This window comes from Qipengyuania polymorpha, assembly GCF_019711435.1.
Lineage (GTDB): Bacteria > Pseudomonadota > Alphaproteobacteria > Sphingomonadales > Sphingomonadaceae > Qipengyuania > Qipengyuania polymorpha.
Map to the genome: position 1 here is coordinate 1 of NZ_JAIGNK010000003.1, position 20048 is coordinate 20048.

A 20048-nucleotide genomic window follows, 5' to 3' on the forward strand; every position below is an offset into this window, starting at 1 on the left:
AAGGGACGTCCCGCCAGCATCGATCCGAATGAGGTCAAAGCATTGAAGGAACAGGGTATGGGAGCGTCGCAGATCGCGAAGGAACTGAAGATCGGTCGGGCTAGCGTCTATCGAGCACTGTCAGCATAGGAGGAAATGAATGGAATGGACCAAGGAAAAGATCGAAGCACTCTCGCCCGAAAAGCGTGAGGCTTTGTTCGACAACGCTAGAGCCAAGGGCACGCCCGAAGCGCAGCAAATTATCGACATCATTGTCGAGCACGATCTCCTCGTCCGCGCTGGTGGAGGACTGCCCCGCGATCATCCAACGATCCAAGAAATCGAAGAGATAATTATGTCGGACGAAGGACGCGCAGCGGGGAAGCAAGCATCGGATCAGGGCCTCCCTGCGATGGCTGGGGTCGATGCCATGCTCAGCACTGCGCTGGGTTCTCGTTATGGCAACCATGACACTACAAGCTGGGCTGGCACGTTCATGGCCGAGGTCATGAACGATGCGGGTTACGTGCAGACTAAGCGTAAAGCCATGCCTGAAGGCTGCATCGCAAAGACCGCTGCGTTCTTCGAGCCGAGGAAGCAGTAAGCAGCGAAAGGGCCGGGATAAAAGTGCATCCCGGCCCTCGATGGTCATCTGACTCTTGGCTACGGTTTAAGTCGCGACCTCTAAAGCAAGCTTCCCGCCGAAAGTGTAGATCGAGCCGCTGCCGTAGCGGGACGGCACTGTCACCTTCACACCGCGACGAACCCACTGGCCACCGAGATGCTCAATGATCTGGCGGACGACGCGGCCCGCATACTTCTTCATCTCGTCGGTGAATGCAGCATCGCCGACTAGCTTGGCGACAAACGGCTCGGTTGCAATAACCGGGGGGCGTGACGGCGCAGCGACCACTGAGCCCAATAACACGGCGACGCCCAAGCGTGAGGTTAGAAAATTATGGATGGCCTGCCCTGTCTCGGACTCGTGTGCAGCGGTATGGGAGCCGGGGTGGAAGAACAGATCGGACATATCGGGGTCCGATTGGAGCGAGACGGCATCAATCGTGTAGGTCTTCTTCGACATGGTATGTTCCTTCAATGAGGTAGCCGTGATGGCGTAGCCGTCGCGTTGATACGTAAGGCGCATCCTGCTTAGGCAAGGCGTCATATAAGCGACCAATGCGGCAAAAGCAAGGCGGTATATATGTCGCCTCGGAAGCCATTGGCTATTGGAAGACTTCGTGTGTAGCTGAGTTGGCCTCACTCACAGCGGACGAGGCTACAATGAACCATAATCCCAAGCTCGCCCTGATCGACAGCGATGGCGATGAGCGCTTCGCCGCTATCATCAACGGCACCCTTCAGATCGGCAAAGACCGTCGCCGCACTCCGACCTGCATCGAAGCCTTCTCTCGAGCGATTTTGATCGAGGGCGAAGATGGCCGCTTCGTCTGCCGTGACGGGCGCAAGCCTGCTGTTCTGAAATATAAAGGGCGGAAGGTTAGGGCCTATCGCCTCGACCCGACAATCGCGGCCAAGCTGGGCATCCCCGCACAGGGCACGAGTTAAGTTCACCGCTACTGTCGATGAGTGTATTACCTCTGCTCGACGATGGGGGATATGGCCGTGCCTTCGGGTGCGGCCATCATCTTATCAGCACGATGTAAGCGAATTATCTCGAATGCCAAACGGGGGTTACCCCACTCGGAATCGTTCTGTCGGTTCTCAACCGCTCAACAAGGACCGAAAACCATGCCGACCAAAGCCAATGCAGTCCTGAGCGACTGCGATGACTATCGCTTCTTCCTCGAACGCACGTGGAATGATGATCTGCCAAAGCTGCCCGTGTGTATGCTCAACCCAAGCACGGGCGATGCCGAGAAGGACGATCAAACCATTCGCCGTCTGACCCACTTCGCAACGCGCTGGGGCTACGGAGGGCTCGCGATCGTCAATCTCTATCCGCTGCGCGCGTCCAAACCGAGCGTGATGTGGGCAAGCGAAAACCGATCGCACGAAGATAATGAGCAATGGCTCGATGCCATCATCGTCATCGCTGAGAACAACGGCAACAAGATGGTCATCGCATGGGGCAATGACGGTGCGTGGGAAGGCGAGGCTGACCAGTTCATCCAAAGAGTGAAAGAGCGCTCGAAGACGGTTGAAATGGTAACGCTTGGGAAGACCGCCAATGGCAACCCACGACACCCCATGGCGCTCGGTCGAGGTAGAGTGCCTGACGATCAGGACATGGAGCCGTGGTGAGTTGCGGTTCGCTCGAAAACCCCGGGAGTTGGGACTCCCCAGATGGTATGAAAGGCTTCACCTCAATTAAGGAGATGCGAATGCCCGACCTCACTACCACTCTGCTAATCATCACCGCCGCAACTGGCATTATCGCCGCTCTCGCCTCCGTAGCGAGCGTCATCATCCAGCACCGTCGCACACCGAAGCTTCCCGAACCTCCGATCACACCGATCTGCATTACCGTCCTCGGAGTGGACATGAGCGGCAATATCCGTGACCTGCCCAGCTACTCGTGTCCGCCTGCCTAAATGCGTCGTCTCGGCGCGTAATCTGCTTTGATCGGCTCTTCCTGTCCGCGTTGACGGAGTAACCCTGCGAGGTCGAAGGGCTCCAACGACACGAGCCGTGACCAATGATCTGCTGCGACCTCATTCTGATCGAGCAGGGCGAACCACTTGGCTGGCCGCACGAACCGACCGTGGAGTGCAGAGCGATGGCAACGACGGCACATCCCGATCCATGATGTGAGATCGTAGTAGTTCTCGGCGTGCTCATCATCGGCAGGCGCTGAACAGATATCGCAGGTCTTGGGACGCTCTGTGCATCCGACCTTCGCCAGCCAGTTCGACAGGTCCGCGGTGCGATAACGCTCACGATCCGTGAAGCCGTTGTAAGCACCCTTCTCATGCAACGCCGACCCTTCAGGCGCTATCCGCCGTCCCGTTGAGCGAAACACCACATCCGAACCGAACGGACGAACCTCCCTGTGAGGAAGGGCGGCGAGCAAAGCGTCAGGGTCGAATGTGAAGGCCATCTCAATGCCATGCCTAATGTGTTCTGATGCGGGCGCAAACCATTCGCTCTATTCCGCACCTTCTCCATCACAATTGTCGATCGGCCCAATTCCAAAACGATAAGTGAGAGGTAACCCCGCTCGGAATCGTTCGCACCTGCAACTTCAATCTGAGCTTAGCACGCGGCCTATCAGTTGGGCTTTGACGCGGGTCATCAACAATTCCTCCCACGCCAGCAGCACGTCGCCGATAAGGTAGGCGAAGTCGTTTTTGTCATACGTTCCTTCCAGTTCGGGCTTTGTGTGGTTGAGTAACATTTCCCCATGCTCTGCGAGAAAGATGTGGCCATTCTCTTTCATTTCTTTGGAGCGGACAGCAGTTCGGACGCCGCGACGGATTGCGCGCAAGTCCCATGCAGGGAGGCGATGGCCATGCGCTCTGAGGGCAGCACGAGCCTTGGTGAGGAAATCGGGCCACATGAAACGATGTGGTTGGCCATCGGTGAAAAAGTGCTCCCCTCCGTTATTGGCGTCCAAGATAGTTTTACCGACAGGCCCAAGCTGCAAAGGGTGCGGCTTGTTGTTTTTCGTGTGGCTGACAGGAAAGGTGTGGCCTCGCTCATCGATGAACTCAGCCGCTGGAATGGTCCATAGTCTCCCGTCATAATCCGCCGTGGCCGCTGCCACTACTTCGTTGCGTCGGCAAGCTGTCAGGATGAGCAAGCGCAGGGCGTCACGCTGCTTGTCATCTAGATCTTCGGCAGCGCGCCACAGCTTGGCCAATTCATCGATGCTGAGCGCACGCTCATTCGATTTGTTCTTGGCTTCGTGAAACTTGTCAATCTGGCTCGTCAGGTCTTTCTCAAGAATGTCACGCGCAACGGCTTTCTTGATGATGGGCCGCAGGATGGCCAGCACGCGATTGCTCATCACCCCAGCGCCGCGCTGGCGGATCGGGTCAATCACCGCGTCCATGTCCTCGCGAGTCAGCTTGCCCATCGGCTTGTCGCCACAGACTGGATATATGTGGCCGCGCAAAATGCGCTCATACTCAGCAATCGTTTTGAGGCCCTTTCCTGAGAAACGTTTCGCCTCAAGGAAAGCCTCTGCAAACTCTTGGAACGTGCCCAGCGCGGCAGGCTTCTCGGGTTCAACGAGTGGTTCGCCAGCTTCCCGTCGGTCGTTCAACTCCATGGCCAACTTCTTGGCCTCATTGACCTCGATTTGCGGAATTGGGCCGAGTGTCTTTTTGACTGTCCTACCTTTGATAACTGTTTGCCAACGCCAGACCTGTTTGCGCTTCGGTGACGTGTTTATGTAAAGATTCTCCACGCCGCCCTGAGCAGTGAGAAATGGCTTGTCGCGTGGCACAATCGCCCGAATCTGCGCCAGCCTCTTATATTCTTTCGCCATGTCCGTCCTAGTTCCAAACTACTGAAACAGAGCTAACTCGTGCTGATTCCACCAGTCAAACCGTATATTTGGAATAGAAGGGGTTATCCCTCTCTCAGGAAACGAGAGATTTCTGGGCCTGCCGCCACGATTCCGCTCCTAAAATTTTGGAATAATTTTGGAATAGTTGGGTCTGAAAACCGCAAATGGCGCAAATGCGTGCGTTATCGCCAATGACCTACCACTTTTAGGCCAACGCCCTGATTTGCTTACTACTTTTAAGCAAAAAGGTGGTGAGCCGTGCTGGGTTCGAACCAGCGACCTACTGATTAAAAGTCAGTTGCTCTACCGACTGAGCTAACGGCCCGACCACGGCGTGCCACCTAGGCAGGGAGCGGCAGCGGGTCAAGCGTGGTTTGGCTTGCTTTTTATGTCTGCGCGCAATTAGGCGTGGATGCGTAAGGGGAGACAGGGGCGATGGAGCCGCTCGACGCAGGAAAATCGCAGAGCCGCACGGGTGGTCCGAGCTTTTCGCTAGGCAACCGGCTGGCGCGCGCCGCGTGGATGGCGACGTGGCTGCTGCTGGCCCGCTGGACGCCGCCGCCGCTGCGTGGCTGGCGGGCGCTGCTGCTGCGGCTCTTCGGAGCGAAGCTGGGTCGCAACTGCCGAGTGCATGCGAGCGTGAGTGTCTGGCACCCGGCCAATCTCGAGCTTGGCGACAATGTGCTCATCGGCCCGGGCGCGCGGCTTTACAACCAAGGCAGGATTACGATCGGCAGCGACAGCATCGTGTCGCAGCGCGCACATGTCTGTGCCTCGACGCATGATGTGTCGGACCCCCAATTCCAGCTCGTCGTGCGCCCTGTCGTTATCGGCGCGCAATGCTGGGTGGCTGCCGAAGCCTTCGTCGGGCCCGGCGTGACGATGGGAGAAGGTTCGGTCCTCGCCGCGCGGGGCGCGCTGTTCGAGAATGCCGAGGCGTGGACGATGTATCGCGGCAATCCGGCGGCCAAACTCAAGGCGCGCGCGCTGCAATCTGGCGAAGCGTGAGTCCGGTCACGGGGTCGCGCCAGTGCGGGGCGACTTCTCTCGCCGGGCGAGTCACGAAATCGCGGCTCCGGAAGAGGGGATGCGGAATGGTCAGTTCGCACGAAAGCCATGCCCCGCCACTCCACAGGATGATATCGAGATCGAGCGGGCGTGAACGCCAGCGCGCCCCCCTTCGCTGGCGACCAAAGCGGGTCTCGATGTCCTGCAGCAGGTCCAGGAATAGCGGCGGCGTGAGCGGAGTTTCGACCCGTGCCGCAGCATTGGCATAGCGGCGGTGGGACGGGCCGAGCGGGAGGCTTGAACGGATGCGGGACACGGCCAGCACCCCGACATCCTCGCCTGCCATCACGTCGATTGCAGTTGCAAGCACACGCCGCGGTCCGCCGACGCGCGGTACGCGCATGTTCGAACCCAGCGCGATGACATATTCGTGGCTGCCTGCCTCCATACACTCCCGCGCCTAGCCGCGCCCCGCTGCAAGGGAAAGGGCGGACGCGATGCTAGAAAATATCGTTCGGCACATCGCGCGAGGCGAATTCCCCCAGTTCCAGCCGGCGCTTGCGCTTGACTAGGCCCGAAGTCTCGATCGTGAACAGCGCGTCGATATTGGCCGAGTAATTGCGCGCCCTTAGCCGTACCTCCGCGACGCCTTCCTCGCGCAGGCGCACGATGGCGGTGGCATCGATGGTGCCGTCCTCGGCGCGCGGCTTGAGAAGCGCGACTAGCCGGTCGACCGGCCCCTTCGCATTGTCGACCGCACCGGTTTCGAGCACCGCCACAGCCTGTATCGAGCCATTGGCGCGCAGTTCGAACACGAGCGGGTGGAAATGCCCGTCCTTCTCGATCCGCCCGATGGCAGCCTCCAGCGCGGCGGTGAAGAGCCGGTCGAGCTGGTCCTGGCTGATGGTGCGACCCGGGGCGGACGTTATATGTCTTCGCATATCCGTCCGTAGAGCTGCGGGCGGCGGTCGCGGAAGAAGCCCATGCCCGCGCGGTGCTTGGCCGCGCGGTCGAGGTCGAGCGTGGACACCAGCACCCCGCTGTCCGACGCACCATATTCCTCAAGGAGATCGCCCCACTCGTCCGAGATGAAGCTGTGGCCGTAGAAGCTCTGCTGGCGGTCGGCGGGGCCTTCGTGGCCGATGCGGTTGGCGGCGCACACGGGCATGCAGTTGGAGACTGCGTGGCCGATCATCGCGCGGCGCCACATGCGGCTGGTGTCGAGGTCCGCGTCATAGGGTTCGGAACCGATGGCGGTGGGGTAGAAGAGCACTTCGGCGCCCTTCAGCGCCATGACGCGCGCGCATTCGGGATACCACTGGTCCCAGCAGATGCCGACACCGATGCGCGCGCCGAAGACGTCCCACACCTTGAAGCCGTCATTGCCGGGGCGGAAATAGTATTTTTCCTCGTAGCCCGGGCCGTCGGGGATGTGGCTCTTGCGATAGGTCCCCATGATCTCGCCATCGGGGCCGACCATGGCGAGGGTGTTGTAATAGTGATGCCCGTCGCGCTCGAAGAAGCTGGTCGGGATGGCGACGCCCAGCTTTCCGGCGAGCTCCTGCATGGCAAGCACGCTCGGGTGCTCGGCGGTCGGGCGGGCGCGGGCGAAGAGTTCTTCCTCCTCCTCGCGGCAGAAATATTCGCCGGCGAACAGCTCAGGCGGCAGGATGACCTGCGCGCCCTTGGCTGCAGCCTCTTCGACCAGCGTGGAGACGGCGGCGATATTGTCGGCCTCCTCCGCCCGGGCGAGCGGCAGCTGGAGGACGGAAACGATCAGTTCTCTCATGGAGAGAAGCGTTACTTGCCCTTCAGCGCGAAATCCACCTGGATATAGACCTGGCTGCGCGTGGTGCCGACCATCATGCCGGGCGAGCCGTGGTCCTGCGGGGCGACGGTGCGGGCAAAAGGCGGGGGAGGAGGAGCGGCTGCGGCGCTCTCGACCATGGCATCGTTCATCGCCTGCGCGCCGCGGAGCCAGGTACTGCCCTGCTGCCCGCCGGCATCGCGGATATAGAGGACGCGGCTGATCTCCATGCCTGCCGCTTCGGCGTAAGCCTCGGCGCGCTTGCGGGCGGCCTTGTAGGCATCGGCGTAGGCGAGATTGGCGACAGCTTCGGGGTCGCTCATCGTCAGGCTGGGGCCGGAGAGGATGTTCGCGCCCGCCTCGGTGACGGTGGAGATGGCAGCGCCTGCGCGGTCGGGGTTGTCCATCGTGACCTCGAACACATTGCTCGCCTGGTACTGGCCCTTGCGGTCGCCCCACTCGATGCGGCGGACCGAGACGTTCTGCGTCTGGATGTCCTCTTCGGCCACGCCCAGTTCGCGCAAGGCCGCGACGATTTCCTCGATCTTCTTCGCATTGGCCTCGCTCGCGGCGGTGGCGCTGCGCGAGAAGGTCTCGATACCGGCGTTGAATTGCGCGCGGTCGGGGCGGCTTTCGGCCTGCCCTCCGGCGCTGACCGAGAGCAGCGTCTCGCCATGGTCGACCCCGCGCGCCTCGTCCACGCGGTCGCCGCAGGCGGCGAGGGTCAGCGAAGCGGCGGCAAGCAGAACGGCGTTTTTCATGAGAAAGCCCCTATGTAATACTATCACATAGGGGCTTTCTCATTTTGCAGATGAACGCTGGCTGACGGGCGTCAGTCGGCCTTCCTGAAGAGCAGGGTCATGCGGTCGCTTTCGCCGATGGCTTCATAGCGCGCACGGTCCTTGTCGCCGTAACGAAGCGTCGGCGGGAGGGTCCAGACGCCGCCCTCCCAGTTGGCGGGGTCCTTCGGGTTGGCGTTGATCTCGGATTTGCGAACGAGCTCGAACCCGGCCAGTTCCATAAGTTTGATGACATCACTTTCCCGCATATAACCCCGCGCTGGGTTAACATCATCATAGCTGGCATTCTCGGGTGCACGATGTTGCACAACGCCCACGTGGCCGCCATCTTTCAGCAGCGGTCTTGCCCGCTTCATATCACGAAGCAATGTCCCGGCGTTCCAGGCCCCGTGCATGGTGCGGATAGCAAGGATGATATCGGCCTTGCCCAGCATCTCGTCGGGAATCTCGTCAACTTCGAAGGCGTTTACAGCGCTGGCTTCGACACCATACTGTTCTGCAAAGTCGGCTTTGAAACGCTCGGTCCAGCCAAGTGCGCGTGCCATGCGCGCCCGGTCGTCGGTTACGATTGTCGAGCTATCCTGCGCCAGGGCGACATAATTGCCGGCAGGCAGGAGATACGGAGCAAGCACACGGGTATACCACCCCCCACCTGGGTTCAGCTCTACTACCGTCATGGTCGGCTCGACCCCGAAGAATTCGAGCGTTTCGACAGGATGGCGATACTGGTCGCGCGCGCGGTCATCGTCGCGCAGGTCTGCGGCCAGGACTTCTTCGATCGTCATCACATGATCATCGGCAGCAAGCGGCGTGGCCAGCATGGCGGTCGCCGCGGCGGCAAGGAACAGGCGCATAATTCTTTCTCCCCTTTTGAAACGATTGCTGCCTCCCTGCCCATGCGCGCAGCCGATGACAAGCGGACACGTGCTGCCTAAATGGGTGGCCAAAGGAGAAACACATGGCGCAGGAACAAATTATCGTCGCAGGCGGATGCTTCTGGTGCACCGAGGCGGTGATGAAGGACGTCATCGGCGTGAGCGGTGTCGAGAGCGGCTATATCGGCGGTGACAAGCCGGACCCGACGTACAAGGAAGTGTGCACCGGCAACACCGGCCACGCCGAGGGCGTGCGCGTCACTTTCGACAGCGACCAGATCAGCCTCGAGCAGGTGCTCGACGTCTTCATGGGCACGCACGACCCGACCCAGCTCAACCGGCAGGGCAACGATGTCGGCACGCAATATCGCAGCGCCATCTTCCCCGCTGACGACCAGCGCGAGGCGGCCGAAGCCGCTATCGCCCGCTGGAACGAGGAGCATCCCGGCCGGAGCGCGGTCACGACCATCGAGACCGGCGAATGGTTCCCGGCAGAGGACTACCACCAGGAATATTGGGAAGGCGAAGGCCAGCGGAACCCCTATTGCCTCGCGGTCATCCCGCCCAAGCTGATGAAGCTGCGCAAGAGCTTCCAGCAATATCTCAAACCCGAAGACCGGGCCTGAGAGGACCAAGAAAAAAGGGGCGAGCCGCAATGGCCCGCCCCTTCTTCGTATCAGCTCTCAGCGTGAGGCTCAGCCTTCTTCGGTGGCCTTGCTGACGAGGATGTTGACCGAAACGCGGCGGTTCTGCGCCTTGCCTTCGGGCGTCGAGTTGTCCGCAGCCGGGTCCGATTCGGACATGCCGGTCGGGGTCAGCATGCGCCAGGGCTGCCAGCCGCACTTCTGCTGCAGGTAGTTCACGACGCGGCCTGCACGGCGCTCCGAGAGGACCTGGTTGTAGTCTTCGTCACCGTCGGAATCGGTGTAACCGACGACGAGCAGGAGGGCGTTATCCATTTCCTGCGCCTGCGAAGCGATGTTGCAGATTTCGCGCTGGCCTTCGGGCGAGATGTTCCACTTGCCGCTGTCGAAATAGACATTGGTCACGCCGCGGACATTGTACTGGTCGATATTCGCCATACGGCCACGCAGGGCTTCTGCGGCTGCGGCATTGGCGTCGATGTCGGCGCGGTGCTCGGCGAACTGCTGCTGCGTCGCGCCGCGGATCATGGCAGCGGTTTCGAGGTCCGAAGCCTTGAGCTTGACCTGGCTGGCAACGAGGCCGCCATCGAACTGCAGGGTTTCGACTTCGACGGGCAAGCCGTTCATCAGCTGGCTGGTGCGCAGCGTCTTGCTGCCGAGGCCGAGAAAGCCGCCGGTGGCTTTCACTTCGGTGCCTTCGTCGATGATGATGGTGGCGTTCTGGCCATTTTCCATCGTCACCTGGATCTTGTCGCCGCTCTTTGCGGTGATGATGCCTTCGACTTCAGGACCGTCGACGAGGGCCGAGCCGTAGACATTGATGTCTTCATTGTCCTGTGCGGCAACCGGGGCTGCGAGCGGCAGGGCAAAAGCGGAAAGCAGGAGGGGGATCCCTGCGGTCTTCTTCAGTGCAGTCACGTAAATTTACTCCTTCGTGCGGCGCCATGCAGGGGGTCTGCCAACGCCTGTAAGTCCGGTCGCCGCGGGGGCTGCAGCGAAGCCGGTTAGCAAAGCTCTTCACAATTCGATTAACGACAGCGCAGGATTTGCCACGCGGCCCTTGTGACGAGCCTTGGTTGTTGGACCCATGCTTTCATGAAAATGAACACGCCGCTCATAGTGCCGGGTCAGGGGGCGGCATGGGCGAGAGGCGCGACGAACCGTTTAATCACTGCCTTTTTTTAGCCCTGATTCAGCCGGTGCGGATCATCCGGGCGATGAAGAATCCATCGATTCCCCCGTTTTCCGGCAGCATTCCGGGGTCGGTGCGCAGGGTGTGACCTGTGGCATCGATGGCGTCGTGCAATGCTGACGCGTCGATATCCGCAGGTGCGAGCGTGTCCGGAAAGGACTGTCCTTCACCCTCTTCACGCTCGAGCGAACAGGTGGCGTAGACCAGCACACCGCCCGGTTTCAGCCAGCCGCTTGCACGGGTGATGAGCGCGGATTGGAGTTCTGCCATCTCCTCGATCTGGTGCGAACCAATACGATGAATAACATCGGAATGGCGGCGCGCGGTGCCCGTCGCGGTGCATGGGGCATCGAGCAGGATGGCATCGAACTGGTGCTTCGGCTCCCATTCGAGCGCATCGGCGCGGACAGTGCCTGCCTTCAAGCCGGTGCGCTTGAGATTGTCCTTGAGCAGGTCGAGGCGGCGCTTGGATATGTCGAGCGCGGTGACCTTCCAGCCCTGCGCCGCGAGTTGCAATGTCTTGCCTCCGGGCGCAGCGCAAAGGTCGAGGACGTGGCGCCCCTCGCCATTTCCCAGCAGCCGCGCGGGCAGCGAGGCGGCAAGGTCCTGCACCCACCAATCGCCCTCGGCAAAGCCCGCAAGCTTCTCGACATTCTCCCCGCGTGCGAGGCGCAAATGGCCGGGCATCAGGCTGTCGGCAGCGAGTTTCGCCTTGAAGACCTCGGTCTGCGAGGGGTCCTTCAGGGTCAGGTCGAGCGGCGGCGGCTCGGCAAGGCCGCGCGCGATGGCTTCGGCGCGCTCGCCCCAGCGCTCCGACACATCGGCAGGCAGCGTCGGGGCATCGGGAAACTTCACCTCGCGCTTGGTCAGCGTCGAGAAGACGCCATGCGCCAGCCTGCGCGGACCGCCAGCCAGCAGCGGCAGGCAGGTCGCGATAACCGCATGTGGCGGCGTATCGAGCCGCAGCCACTGGGCCAGCATCATGCGCAGCACCATCCGCGCCTTGGCATCTTCGGGAAGCGGCTTCTTGGTCGCGCTGTCGATCGCTGCATCGAGGTCGACAAGCCAGCGCAGCACCTCGCTCGCTATCGCGCGAGCGAGCGCCTTGTCCTCGAACTTGCGCACGTCCTTGGTCGCCGCATTGAAGGCGATGTCGAGCGTCTCGCCCCGCCGCAACACGGCATCGAGCAGGCGAAGCGCGGCGCGGCGCGCGTGAATTCCGGTGGGCTGGGCCATAGATGCGCGCCCCTACCCGCTCTTGCGCATTCCTGCCAGCGTGCTCATCTTGGGTGCATGACCAAACGCGCGACCGAGCGGCCCGAGAACTTCGAGAAGCCCAAACACTGGAGCAGCGAACCGCCGCCCAAGCCCGAAAAGGGGAAGGACGATGAAGACCTCAGCCCGACGCGCTATGGCGATTGGGTCAAGGACGGTATCGCGATAGATTTCTAGCGTGCGCCCCCGCGAAGGCGGGGGCCTCAGGAAGATAGCGATGGGCTTGTGGACCGAGGTTCCCGCCTTCGCGGGAACTCACAGTTTCTTGAGCGAAATCTTCAGGCCGTCGCGCGGCTTGGGGATGGGCCACGGCTGCCAGTCGGGTTCCTGCTCGAGGCGGATCTCGTAGCGCGGCAGAAGCTGCGCCAGCAGGATTTTCACCTGCATGTAGGCGAAGTGCAGGCCGAGGCACATATGCGCGCCGCCGCCGAAGGGCACCCAGGCATATTTATGCCGCGCCTTCACCTTCTCGGGCGTGAAATGCATCGGGTCGAACGAATAGGGATTGTCCCAATGCTCTTCCTCGTGATGCACGAAATTGGCGTTGATGCCGACATGGCTGCCCGCCGGGATGCGATATCCGCCATATTCGAACTCGCGTAGCGCGCGGCGCGGCGTCGAGGGCACCGGCGGGACCATGCGCAGCGCTTCCTTGAAGGCCATTTCGGTCAGTTCGAGCTTTCCCATATCCTCATAGGCGAGGTCGCGGGGCTTGCCGTCGCTGCCCACGCCGCCGGTCACGCTCTCCACTTCCTGCCGCAGCTTTTCCTGCCATTCGGGATGCTTGGCGAGCAGCCAAATCAGGGTGGTGGCGGAACTGGTGATGGTGTCGTGCGCGGCCATCATCAGGAAGTTCATGTGGTCGACCACCTCGTCGACCGGCATCAGGCTGCCGTCTTCGTATTCGGCGGTGGCGAACTGGCTGAACATGTCCTGCCCCCCGCCTTCCGCGCGGCGACGATGGGTTTCGGCGGTGAAGAAATCGACGAGGAATTTTCGCCCATCGACGCCGCGCTTCATCTGGGTGAAGGGCAGCGGCTTCCTGACCGGCGCGACCGAGGCCTGTACCATGTCGATGAAAGCGGTGTTGATCTTGTCGGCTTCCGGGCCCCACTCGATGCCGATGAAACTGTCGGCCGCAAGGTCGAGCGTGAGCGTTTTGATGGCCGGATAGAATTCCATCCGCCCCTCGCCCCAGTCTTCGACCTTCTTCGCGATGCCGCGATTGAGGCTGCCCGAATAGTGTCGCATCGGACCGGGCTTGAAGGCGATGGAGAGCGCGCGGCGATCGGCGCGGTGGTGGTCGAAATCCATGAGCATCAGCCCGCGCGGGAAGAGCTGGTCGAGCACCGGGCCCCAGCCCTGCTCGCTGGAGAAAATTTTCTCCCGGTCGAACAGCACCAGCTCGTTCGCATCGGCACCGATAAGGCCGATGTTCCAGCCCCCGAAAGCCTTGCTCTTGTAGACCCGGCCATAGGTCTCGACCATGCGCCGGGTGAAGGCGTGCGGGTCCTTGAGCATCTTGAGCGTATTGCCAACCAGCGGCCAGCCGCCCTCGCCCGGGATATGGGCGAGCTCGTCGTCCGAGGGGGCGCCCTCTTTCCAGTGGGTCGGGATGGGGTCGTGCGCTGCGAGTGTTGCCATGACCCGGTTATGCCAAGCCAATAGTTAAGTGGCAATTAGCAATCTAAATCCAGCCGGATAACTCTCGGCGCAGCAGCGTCTCGAGCATTGCGAGCCCGGCATCGGAGGCGTTGAGGCAGGAAAGCGCGGCAAATTGCTCGCCGCCCTCCTCGATGAATTGGTCGCGCCCCTGGATGGCGAGTTCTTCCAGCGTTTCGAGGCAATCGGCGGAGAAGCCCGGTGCGGCGATGGCCATGCGCTTGGTGCCTTTCGCGCCTTCCTCGCCGATGACCGTGTCGGTTGCCGGTTCGAGCCACTTGGCCCGCCCGAAACGCGACTGGAAGGTCGTGCGGATGCGCAGGTCCCTGCCCGCCAGTCGTTCCTGCAACAGCCGCGAAGTTTTCATGCAATGGCAGTGATAGGGGTCGCCAAGATGCAGCGTGCGCTCGGGCATGCCGTGGAAGCTCAACAGCAGCACCTCGGGCGCGAAGTCGAGCGCGTCGAGCTGGCGCGTGAGGTCGGCCTCCAGCGCATCGATATAGGCGGGGTCGTCGTGATAGGGCGGCAATGTCCGCAGCGCAGCTTGCCAACGCATTGTCCGCAGCTTGTCCGCAGCCTTGTCCACAACCGTCGCGGTCGTGGCGCCCGAATATTGCGGATAGAGCGGCGCGAGCAGGATGCGCTCGCAGCCCTTGTCCATCAGCGCCTGCATCCGGTCGGGGATGGAGGGATTGCCGTAACGCATCGCCCAGTCGACCGTGACACCCTCGCCCAGCCGCGCCTGCATGGCCTCGGCTTGCTGGCGGGTGATGACCGCGAGCGGCGAGCCTTCTTCGGTCCACACCTGGCTATAGGCATGCGCGCTCTTCTTGGGCCGCGTGTTGAGGATGATGCCACGCAGGATGGGCTGCCAGGCGATGGGCGGAATTTCGACCACGCGGCGGTCGGACAGGAACTCGGCGAGGTAGCGTTTCACCGGCCCCGGCTCAGGCGCCTCGGGTGTGCCGAGATTGACGACGAGCACGCCCACCTTGCCCGTTTTGACGGGAGGGTGGTCGGCGGGAAGGTTTTGCGGCTGCCACGTCATGGGGTCAGCGGGAGACGGTATGAACGCTCTCCCGTCAAGGCAAAGAGTGCGTTGGCGAGCGCGGGCGCGACGACGGCCGTGCCCAGTTCGCCCGGGTCGAAAGGTTCTGCATCGCTTTGAACGAAGTCGATGAGCATATCGGGCATGTCGGCAAGGCGTGGCAGTCGCATATCGCCGAGCGTGCGCGGGACGGGGTGGCCGCTTTCGTAGGTCAGCGGAGCTCCGAGCGCGAGGCCCATGCCGTAGACCAGCCCGCCCTCGATTTGCTGGCGCGCGATGTCGAGGTTCACGATGCGTCCGATGTCGACCACTGCGCTCAGTTGCTCGACCCGTATCCCGCCCTCGCCGCGGCGGACATGCGCGACGCAGCCGATATAGCCTGCGGTCGCCGGGTCGCTTCCCATGCGAACACCGGCAATGCCCTCGCCCGAGCCCGATTGCGCGCCGTCCCAATCGCCGAGACGCGTGGCGCGGCGCAGCACCTCGGCAAGGCGCGGCGCCTGCCCGAGCATCGCCATGCGGTAAAGAAACGGGTCGCGGCCCGCCATGCGCGCGAGTTCGTCGACCATGCACTCGGTGAAGAAAGCGGTATAGGCGGAAGCCCCGCCGCGCATACGCCCGACCGGAAGCTTGATGCTGGCCGGATTGTGCTCAACCGCGACGTGGGCAATGCCGTATGGTGGCAGCGCACCCTGCACCGCGAAGGGGTCGGCCTCGCCGCGGCTTTCGCGCTGGGCAGCTTCAGGTGTGTAATTATCGAACAGGCGGTGGCCCGCCTCGCGCATCCACGAGGGCGTGGTGATGCGCGCGCGCCATGCCGAGACCTGCGCCTGCGGGCCGAGTGTGGCGGATATCTCCGCCTGCACCGGTGCGCGCGGGGGGACGGCGGCCATGTCCTGCGGGCGCGACCATGTCAGCTGTACCGGGCGACCCACTTCGGCGGCAATCTGTGCGACCTCGATGGCGTGCTGCTTTTCCAGCCGCGCATCGAAGCTGCCGCCGGCGGGCACGGGATAGATAACGACGTCCGACGGCGAGATACCGATGGCCTTCGCCGCTGCATCGCGCGCGGCAGCGGGAGCCTGCGAAGCCATCCACAATTCCAGCCGCCCGTCGGCGAAACGTGCCGTGGCGCTGGCGGTCTCGAGCGGGGTGTGGAGCGCGGGCGCAACCGTAAAGCGCCGCACAAGCGTGGGCGTGCCGAGCATGGCATCGGGCTCGCCCACCGTGTCGATACGCTCGGAGTTCTCTTCAAGCTGCTCGACCGCGAATTCCATATCGGTTTCGAGGAGAACCTGCTCGAGCGCACCCGGCCCGGTAAACTCGGGCCGCATTTTAGCCAGCGCCCGGTCGGCAATCCACCAGCTTTCAGCGACAGCCGCAATCCATCGCTTCGACTTCACCACCGCGACCAGCCCGCGCGTGTTCGCAATCGCACGCTCGCTGAAGCGGAGGAGTTCGGGCAAGCCGGTCGGCCCGTGCCGGATGGAGGCGAAGACCATGCCGGGCAGGCGGATGTCGGCAGCAAAGACATGGCTGCCATCGACCTTCGAGGGCAAGTCGAGCCGCGGGAACAGCGTCGGCGCGTCGCCTTCGCCTGCCAGCGGCTCTTCGAAGGCGGGCATGGGACGCAAGGGTGGCGGGTCGGGCAGATCGAACTCGGCGGCCTCGGCGGCAAGCTCCCCGAAGGACAGGCGCTTTCCGCTATGGATGACGAAGCCCTCGGCGACTTGGCATTCCTCGGGCTCGACATCCCAGCGTTCTGCCGCGGCCTGCGCCAGCATGTCTCGTGCTGCTGCGGCGGCTTCGCGCAAGGGCTGTTCGTAGGCGGCGAGGCTGGTGCCTGCCGCCGTCACGGTGAAGTCATTGCTACGGGCAAACTTGCCGACCGCACTGTCCTCGACATCGTCGCCGCCGCCCAGCCAGCCTTCCCACAGTGGCGACCATTCGGCAGCCAGCGGCAGGTTTGCGAAGAAGCCAGCTGGCGGTACCGGCTCGATACCAACCTGCCGCCAGTCAGCGCCGAGTTCGGTCGCGGCGATTTGCGCCAGCACCGTTCCGATACCTTGCCCCATTTCGAGTTGCGGCACGGCGACTGTCACCACCCCGTCGCGGCCGATGGTCAGCCAGCCGCCGAATGCCTGCTCGCCCTCGCGCGCGACCAGCGGGCTGGCGTAGCTGCGCGGCCACAGCTTCCACGCGAGGAGCAGCCCGCCCCCCGCCGCCGCGCCGACCATCAGCTTGCGGCGCGATACCGGAAGATCCTTCAGCTTCTCGCCGATATCCATGCCTGCACCTTGTCGGCAATTGCGAGGAAGGGTTCGGCCATCGCGCCGTCACCGGCTGCGGGAGGTTCGCCCGCGTCGCTGCCCTGCCGGATTGCCATGTCGAGCGGGATGCGCCCGAGGAAGGGAAGTTCGAGTCTCTCGGCCGCCGCTTCGACACCGCCAGCACCGAAGGGATCGGACACCTCGCCGCAAGACGGGCAGGCATAGCCCGACATATTCTCGACCAGACCGATGATGGGCACGCCAGCGGTATCGAACAGCTGCCCTGCCCGCGCCGCGTCGATGAGCGCGAGGTCCTGCGGAGTGGAGACCAGCACCGCGCCCGCGGGCTTGAATTTCTGCACCATGGTCAGCTGCACATCGCCTGTGCCCGGCGGCAGGTCGATGAGGAGGACTTCGGTGTCGGCCGCCCAATGTGCCTCGACCAGCTGTCCCAGCGCCCCCGCCGCCATCGGCCCGCGCCATGCCAGCGCCTTGCCCGGGGCAACGAGGTGCCCCATCGAGAGATGCGGCACCCCGTATTTGCTGTCCAGGGGAATGGGCTTGTTGCCCTCGGCCTGAGGCTTCTGGCCTTGCGTGCCGAAGATAACCGGCTGCGAGGGGCCGTAGATATCGGCGTCGACCAGCCCGACCTTCACGCCCTTCTTCGCAAGCGCGATGGCGAGGTTGGCGGTAAGCGTCGACTTGCCCACCCCGCCCTTGCCCGAGCCGACCGCGACGATCAGCGGTCCCTTGCGTTCCGCGGTCATCACCACGCGCACTTCATCGACATCGGCGCGGCTTCCGACGGCAGCTTTCACGGCCTCTTCCACCTTGGCGCGCTGGGCGACCGGTATCGGCCCTGCATCGATGACCACGGTGGCGCGGCCCTCGTTCAGGACGCTGCCTGTGACGAGAGGGGCAATTTCGGGCGGCAAATCGGCGGAAAAATCGGTGCGGCTCATGTGTCGCGCTGCTGTAGCATCGAAAAGCGCGCCGCAACCCCTGTTTTTCCCGCGAAGGCTTCCTATAAGGAGTGTCATGAGAATTTTGGACGGGGTTCGCCTGGCAATGGCAGGAAAAAATCCATGGGGCGGAGGCAGCGATGGCTCCTCCGGCTCCGGAGACGACAACACCAGCGGTAGCGGCGGCAAGTCCGACGGCCCGCGCAACCCGTGGCTGCCGCCTTCCGGTGGCGGGGACGGCAAGCGCGGTCCCAATATCGAGGACATCTTCAAGCATCGCGGCCCCGAACAGCGTCGCCGCGGCGGCGGTGGCGGCCCGGGCGGCGGCTTCCGCATGCCCCAGCGGCCCGGCGGCAAGAGCTGGTTCCCGGTACTGGTGGTCGGTATCATCGGCCTCGGCCTGCTTGCGACCAGCGTCCACCTCATCGGCCCGCAGGAACAGGCGGTGGTGAAGCGGCTCGGCGATTACAACCGCACCATGGACAGCGGCCTCCAGCTTTCGATGCCCTTCCCGCTCGAAACCGTCGATGTGGAGAATGTCGAAGGGGTTCGCCCCATCCAGATTCCCGGCAATGACAGCCAGGCCAAGCTCATCCTGACCGGGGACCAGAACCTCGTCGATTTGAGCTACATCGTGCGCTGGAACATCAAGGATCTCGAATCCTTCAAGTTCCGCGTCGTCGACCCCGAAGAGACGGTCAATGAAGTCGCCGAGGCTGCCATGCGTGCCGCGGTTGCGGAAAAGGAACTCGACGAGACCTTCTCGGGCCAGGGCCGTGCTGCCATCGAGCAGGACGTGAAGACCCGCATGCAGGATACGCTCGACCGCTACCAGGCCGGCATCCGCGTGCTGGGTGTCGAAATCGAAAAGGCCGACCCGCCCAGCCAGGTGGTCGACGCCTTCCGCGACGTGCAGGTCGCCGAGCAAAACGCTGACGCTGCGCGCAACCAGGCGCAGGGCTATGCCCAGCAGGTGCTCGCACAGGCGCAGGGTGAGGCCGAGGCCTTCGACAAGGTCTACGAGCAGTATCGCCTCGCACCAGAGGTCACCCGCCAGCGACTCTATTACGAGACCATGGAGCGCGTGCTTTCGAAGACCGACAAGACCATCGTGGAAACCGATGGCGTGACGACTTATTTGCCGCTTCCGGAAATTCGCAAACGCGCGCAGCAACCAGCGCCCGTCGCCACAGCCACCGCGCCGGGAGGACAGTAAGATGCAGCGTATCTGGGAAGACCACCGCCTGACCTTCATCGCCGTGGGCCTGCTCATCGTCGGCCTGATGCTGAGCGCCTATGTCGTGCCGGAAGAGGAACAGGTCGTCATCGTGCGTACCGGTGAACCGGTCGGCACGGTCAATACGCCCGACGGCGAGAAAGGTCCCGGCTTCTACCTGCGCCGCCCCTTCTTCGACCGCGTCGTGCGGATCGAGCGCCGCCTGCTCGACCTCGAAATGTCGAACCAGGAAGTGCTTTCGAACGACCAGCAGCGCCTGCTGGTGGACGCCTATGCCCGCTTCCGCATCACCGACCCCGTTCGCATGGTCGAGCGTGCCGGTTCCACCGATGGCGTTCGCGCCGCGCTCGAGCCCATCCTGAACTCGGTTTTGCGTCAGGAACTGGGCCGCCGCACCTTCCAGGCGATGCTGACTGCCGAACGCGGCTCTGCCCTGCAGAACGTACGCGCCAATCTCGATCGCCAGGCTGCGCAATACGGAGCCGAGGTGGTCGATGTTCAGATTACGCGCACCGATTTGCCCGAAGCACCGCTGCAATCGGCCTTCACGCGCATGGAATCGGACCGTCAGCGCGAGGCGCGGACCATCCGCGCACAGGGCGGCCGTGACGCACGCATCATCCGGGCAGAAGCCGATGCAGAAGCCGCGCGTATCTATGCCGAAAGCTTCGGCAAGGACGCGAGTTTCTACGACTTCTACCGCGCGATGCAGAGCTACGACGCGACCTTCTCGGGTGAGAATGGCGATGCGGAAAGCAGCATCATCCTGTCGCCGGACAATGAATACCTGCAGCAGTTCCGCGGGCGTCGTTGAC

Annotated in this window: 24 protein-coding genes and 1 tRNA gene; 10 read left to right on the forward strand and 15 right to left on the reverse strand. The window is 63.0% G+C overall.

Annotated elements, in window-relative coordinates; all coding sequences use genetic code 11:
• Window positions 1-129: helix-turn-helix domain-containing protein (locus K3152_RS14285; RefSeq protein WP_221574357.1), on the forward strand; the 129-nt coding region annotated here is incomplete at its 5' end.
• Window positions 130-139: 10 nt separating this feature from the next.
• Complete coding sequence (locus K3152_RS08690; protein ID WP_221573745.1) at window positions 140-583, forward strand: hypothetical protein; 444 nt, start codon at window positions 140-142, stop codon at window positions 581-583.
• Window positions 584-649: 66 nt separating this feature from the next.
• Here K3152_RS08690 and K3152_RS08695 read toward each other — a convergent pair whose 3' ends face one another.
• Entirely contained in the window at window positions 650-1063 is a 414-nt protein-coding gene (locus tag K3152_RS08695) for a hypothetical protein (RefSeq protein WP_247713327.1), read from the reverse strand.
• Window positions 1064-1263: 200 nt separating this feature from the next.
• Here K3152_RS08695 and K3152_RS08700 point away from each other — a divergent pair, with 200 nt between their 5' ends.
• The 3 genes from K3152_RS08700 to K3152_RS08710 all read left to right on the forward strand — a co-directional run bounded on the left by K3152_RS08700 (window position 1264) and on the right by K3152_RS08710 (window position 2534).
• Window positions 1264-1548, forward strand: a complete 285-nt coding sequence (locus K3152_RS08700) for a hypothetical protein (protein ID WP_221573747.1) — start codon at window positions 1264-1266, stop codon at window positions 1546-1548.
• A 183-nt stretch (window positions 1549-1731) separates the two neighbouring features.
• Window positions 1732-2244 carry a DUF1643 domain-containing protein gene (locus K3152_RS08705; protein ID WP_221573748.1) on the forward strand — a complete coding sequence of 171 codons (513 nt, stop codon included), beginning with the start codon at window positions 1732-1734 and terminating at the stop codon, window positions 2242-2244.
• An 80-nt stretch (window positions 2245-2324) separates the two neighbouring features.
• Complete coding sequence (locus K3152_RS08710; RefSeq protein WP_221573749.1) at window positions 2325-2534, forward strand: hypothetical protein; 210 nt, start codon at window positions 2325-2327, stop codon at window positions 2532-2534.
• Here K3152_RS08710 and K3152_RS08715 read toward each other — a convergent pair.
• The 3 genes from K3152_RS08715 to K3152_RS08725 form a co-directional block, all read right to left on the reverse strand.
• Window positions 2531-3040: a hypothetical protein gene (locus K3152_RS08715; RefSeq protein ID WP_221573750.1), complete on the reverse strand. Its 510-nt coding sequence runs from the start codon at window positions 3038-3040 to the stop codon at window positions 2531-2533. The genes K3152_RS08710 and K3152_RS08715 overlap by 4 nt on opposite strands.
• Before the next feature lie 144 nt (window positions 3041-3184).
• A complete protein-coding gene (locus K3152_RS08720) occupies window positions 3185-4432 on the reverse strand; it encodes a tyrosine-type recombinase/integrase (protein ID WP_221573751.1) in 1248 nt (415 codons plus the stop codon).
• Window positions 4433-4702: 270 nt separating this feature from the next.
• Window positions 4703-4778 (reverse strand) — tRNA-Lys (locus K3152_RS08725).
• A 110-nt stretch (window positions 4779-4888) separates the two neighbouring features.
• On the opposite strand from K3152_RS08725, the gene K3152_RS08730 reads away from it, so the two are divergent.
• Window positions 4889-5461: an LbetaH domain-containing protein gene (locus tag K3152_RS08730; RefSeq protein WP_221573752.1), complete on the forward strand. Its 573-nt coding sequence runs from the start codon at window positions 4889-4891 to the stop codon at window positions 5459-5461.
• Here the strand turns inward: K3152_RS08730 and folK are convergent.
• From folK to K3152_RS08755, 5 genes are all read right to left on the reverse strand, one after another.
• The gene (gene folK / locus K3152_RS08735) at window positions 5427-5909 is read right to left on the reverse strand and encodes a 2-amino-4-hydroxy-6-hydroxymethyldihydropteridine diphosphokinase (protein WP_221573753.1); all 483 of its coding nucleotides are present in this window, start codon (window positions 5907-5909) and stop codon (window positions 5427-5429) included. The two genes, K3152_RS08730 and folK, sit on opposite strands and share 35 nt — an antisense overlap.
• Before the next feature lie 52 nt (window positions 5910-5961).
• On the reverse strand, window positions 5962-6402 hold the full coding sequence (locus K3152_RS08740) for a hypothetical protein (protein WP_221573754.1): 441 nt from the start codon (window positions 6400-6402) through the stop codon (window positions 5962-5964).
• Window positions 6387-7250, reverse strand: coding sequence for an N-carbamoylputrescine amidase (aguB, locus tag K3152_RS08745; protein WP_221573755.1), 864 nt, complete (start codon window positions 7248-7250; stop codon window positions 6387-6389). Before aguB ends, K3152_RS08740 begins: the two co-directional genes overlap by 16 nt.
• Before the next feature lie 11 nt (window positions 7251-7261).
• The gene (locus K3152_RS08750) at window positions 7262-8029 is read right to left on the reverse strand and encodes an SIMPL domain-containing protein (protein ID WP_221573756.1); all 768 of its coding nucleotides are present in this window, start codon (window positions 8027-8029) and stop codon (window positions 7262-7264) included.
• A 71-nt stretch (window positions 8030-8100) separates the two neighbouring features.
• Window positions 8101-8922 carry a class I SAM-dependent methyltransferase gene (locus K3152_RS08755; RefSeq protein WP_221573757.1) on the reverse strand — a complete coding sequence of 274 codons (822 nt, stop codon included), beginning with the start codon at window positions 8920-8922 and terminating at the stop codon, window positions 8101-8103.
• A 104-nt stretch (window positions 8923-9026) separates the two neighbouring features.
• Here K3152_RS08755 and msrA point away from each other — a divergent pair, with 104 nt between their 5' ends.
• Complete coding sequence (gene msrA, locus K3152_RS08760; protein ID WP_221573758.1) at window positions 9027-9569, forward strand: peptide-methionine (S)-S-oxide reductase MsrA; 543 nt, start codon at window positions 9027-9029, stop codon at window positions 9567-9569.
• Window positions 9570-9638: 69 nt separating this feature from the next.
• On the opposite strand, the gene K3152_RS08765 is transcribed toward msrA, so the two are convergent.
• Both K3152_RS08765 and K3152_RS08770 read right to left on the reverse strand, forming a co-directional pair.
• Window positions 9639-10505 carry an OmpA family protein gene (locus K3152_RS08765; protein WP_221573759.1) on the reverse strand — a complete coding sequence of 289 codons (867 nt, stop codon included), beginning with the start codon at window positions 10503-10505 and terminating at the stop codon, window positions 9639-9641.
• A gap of 274 nt (window positions 10506-10779) precedes the next feature.
• Window positions 10780-12015, reverse strand: a complete 1236-nt coding sequence (locus K3152_RS08770) for an RsmB/NOP family class I SAM-dependent RNA methyltransferase (protein WP_221573760.1) — start codon at window positions 12013-12015, stop codon at window positions 10780-10782.
• Between the two features lie 57 nt (window positions 12016-12072).
• Between K3152_RS08770 and K3152_RS08775 the strand changes: the two genes are divergently transcribed.
• On the forward strand, window positions 12073-12231 hold the full coding sequence (locus K3152_RS08775; RefSeq protein ID WP_221573761.1) for a DUF1674 domain-containing protein: 159 nt from the start codon (window positions 12073-12075) through the stop codon (window positions 12229-12231).
• Between the two features lie 78 nt (window positions 12232-12309).
• Here the strand turns inward: K3152_RS08775 and K3152_RS08780 are convergent, their stop codons facing one another.
• Genes K3152_RS08780 through K3152_RS08795 form a run of 4 tightly spaced genes read right to left on the reverse strand, consistent with a single transcriptional unit; the run spans window position 12310 to window position 17996 of the window.
• Complete coding sequence (locus K3152_RS08780) at window positions 12310-13698, reverse strand: cytochrome P450 (protein WP_221573762.1); 1389 nt, start codon at window positions 13696-13698, stop codon at window positions 12310-12312.
• Window positions 13699-13741: 43 nt separating this feature from the next.
• Window positions 13742-14764 carry a ferrochelatase gene (hemH, locus tag K3152_RS08785; protein ID WP_221573763.1) on the reverse strand — a complete coding sequence of 341 codons (1023 nt, stop codon included), beginning with the start codon at window positions 14762-14764 and terminating at the stop codon, window positions 13742-13744.
• Window positions 14761-17052, reverse strand: coding sequence for a xanthine dehydrogenase family protein molybdopterin-binding subunit (locus K3152_RS08790; protein ID WP_221573764.1), 2292 nt, complete (start codon window positions 17050-17052; stop codon window positions 14761-14763). The genes hemH and K3152_RS08790 overlap by 4 nt, the downstream gene beginning before the upstream one ends.
• Window positions 17031-17996, reverse strand: coding sequence for an Mrp/NBP35 family ATP-binding protein (locus K3152_RS08795; RefSeq protein ID WP_282098358.1), 966 nt, complete (start codon window positions 17994-17996; stop codon window positions 17031-17033). The genes K3152_RS08790 and K3152_RS08795 overlap by 22 nt, the downstream gene beginning before the upstream one ends.
• A 106-nt stretch (window positions 17997-18102) precedes the next feature.
• Here K3152_RS08795 and hflK point away from each other — a divergent pair, with 106 nt between their 5' ends.
• Window positions 18103-19212: a protease modulator HflK gene (gene hflK / locus K3152_RS08800; RefSeq protein WP_247713328.1), complete on the forward strand. Its 1110-nt coding sequence runs from the start codon at window positions 18103-18105 to the stop codon at window positions 19210-19212.
• A gap of 1 nt (window position 19213) precedes the next feature.
• Entirely contained in the window at window positions 19214-20047 is an 834-nt protein-coding gene (gene hflC, locus K3152_RS08805; RefSeq protein WP_221573766.1) for a protease modulator HflC, read from the forward strand.
• Window position 20048: the final 1 nt, after the last annotated feature.

Excerpts from the sequence above, each read along its gene's own strand:
- K3152_RS08740 (WP_221573754.1), bottom strand. The coding sequence starts at position 6,402 with ATGCGAAGACATATAACGTCCGCCCCGGGTCGCACCATCAGCCAGGAC.
- K3152_RS08770 (WP_221573760.1), bottom strand. The coding sequence starts at position 12,015 with ATGGCCCAGCCCACCGGAATTCACGCGCGCCGCGCCGCGCTTCGCCTG.
- msrA (WP_221573758.1), top strand. The coding sequence starts at position 9,027 with ATGGCGCAGGAACAAATTATCGTCGCAGGCGGATGCTTCTGGTGCACC.
- K3152_RS08695 (WP_247713327.1), bottom strand. The coding sequence starts at position 1,063 with ATGTCGAAGAAGACCTACACGATTGATGCCGTCTCGCTCCAATCGGAC.
- K3152_RS08775 (WP_221573761.1), top strand. The coding sequence starts at position 12,073 with ATGACCAAACGCGCGACCGAGCGGCCCGAGAACTTCGAGAAGCCCAAA.
- K3152_RS08730 (WP_221573752.1), top strand. The coding sequence starts at position 4,889 with ATGGAGCCGCTCGACGCAGGAAAATCGCAGAGCCGCACGGGTGGTCCG.
- K3152_RS08705 (WP_221573748.1), top strand. The coding sequence starts at position 1,732 with ATGCCGACCAAAGCCAATGCAGTCCTGAGCGACTGCGATGACTATCGC.
- K3152_RS08720 (WP_221573751.1), bottom strand. The coding sequence starts at position 4,432 with ATGGCGAAAGAATATAAGAGGCTGGCGCAGATTCGGGCGATTGTGCCA.
- K3152_RS08715 (WP_221573750.1), bottom strand. The coding sequence starts at position 3,040 with ATGGCCTTCACATTCGACCCTGACGCTTTGCTCGCCGCCCTTCCTCAC.
- folK (WP_221573753.1), bottom strand. The coding sequence starts at position 5,909 with ATGGAGGCAGGCAGCCACGAATATGTCATCGCGCTGGGTTCGAACATG.
- K3152_RS08790 (WP_221573764.1), bottom strand. The coding sequence starts at position 17,052 with ATGGATATCGGCGAGAAGCTGAAGGATCTTCCGGTATCGCGCCGCAAG.
- hflK (WP_247713328.1), top strand. The coding sequence starts at position 18,103 with ATGGCAGGAAAAAATCCATGGGGCGGAGGCAGCGATGGCTCCTCCGGC.
- K3152_RS08780 (WP_221573762.1), bottom strand. The coding sequence starts at position 13,698 with ATGGCAACACTCGCAGCGCACGACCCCATCCCGACCCACTGGAAAGAG.
- K3152_RS08750 (WP_221573756.1), bottom strand. The coding sequence starts at position 8,029 with ATGAAAAACGCCGTTCTGCTTGCCGCCGCTTCGCTGACCCTCGCCGCC.
- K3152_RS08700 (WP_221573747.1), top strand. The coding sequence starts at position 1,264 with ATGAACCATAATCCCAAGCTCGCCCTGATCGACAGCGATGGCGATGAG.
- hflC (WP_221573766.1), top strand. The coding sequence starts at position 19,214 with ATGCAGCGTATCTGGGAAGACCACCGCCTGACCTTCATCGCCGTGGGC.
- K3152_RS08795 (WP_282098358.1), bottom strand. The coding sequence starts at position 17,996 with ATGAGCCGCACCGATTTTTCCGCCGATTTGCCGCCCGAAATTGCCCCT.
- aguB (WP_221573755.1), bottom strand. The coding sequence starts at position 7,250 with ATGAGAGAACTGATCGTTTCCGTCCTCCAGCTGCCGCTCGCCCGGGCG.
- K3152_RS08755 (WP_221573757.1), bottom strand. The coding sequence starts at position 8,922 with ATGCGCCTGTTCCTTGCCGCCGCGGCGACCGCCATGCTGGCCACGCCG.
- K3152_RS08690 (WP_221573745.1), top strand. The coding sequence starts at position 140 with ATGGAATGGACCAAGGAAAAGATCGAAGCACTCTCGCCCGAAAAGCGT.
- K3152_RS08710 (WP_221573749.1), top strand. The coding sequence starts at position 2,325 with ATGCCCGACCTCACTACCACTCTGCTAATCATCACCGCCGCAACTGGC.
- hemH (WP_221573763.1), bottom strand. The coding sequence starts at position 14,764 with ATGACGTGGCAGCCGCAAAACCTTCCCGCCGACCACCCTCCCGTCAAA.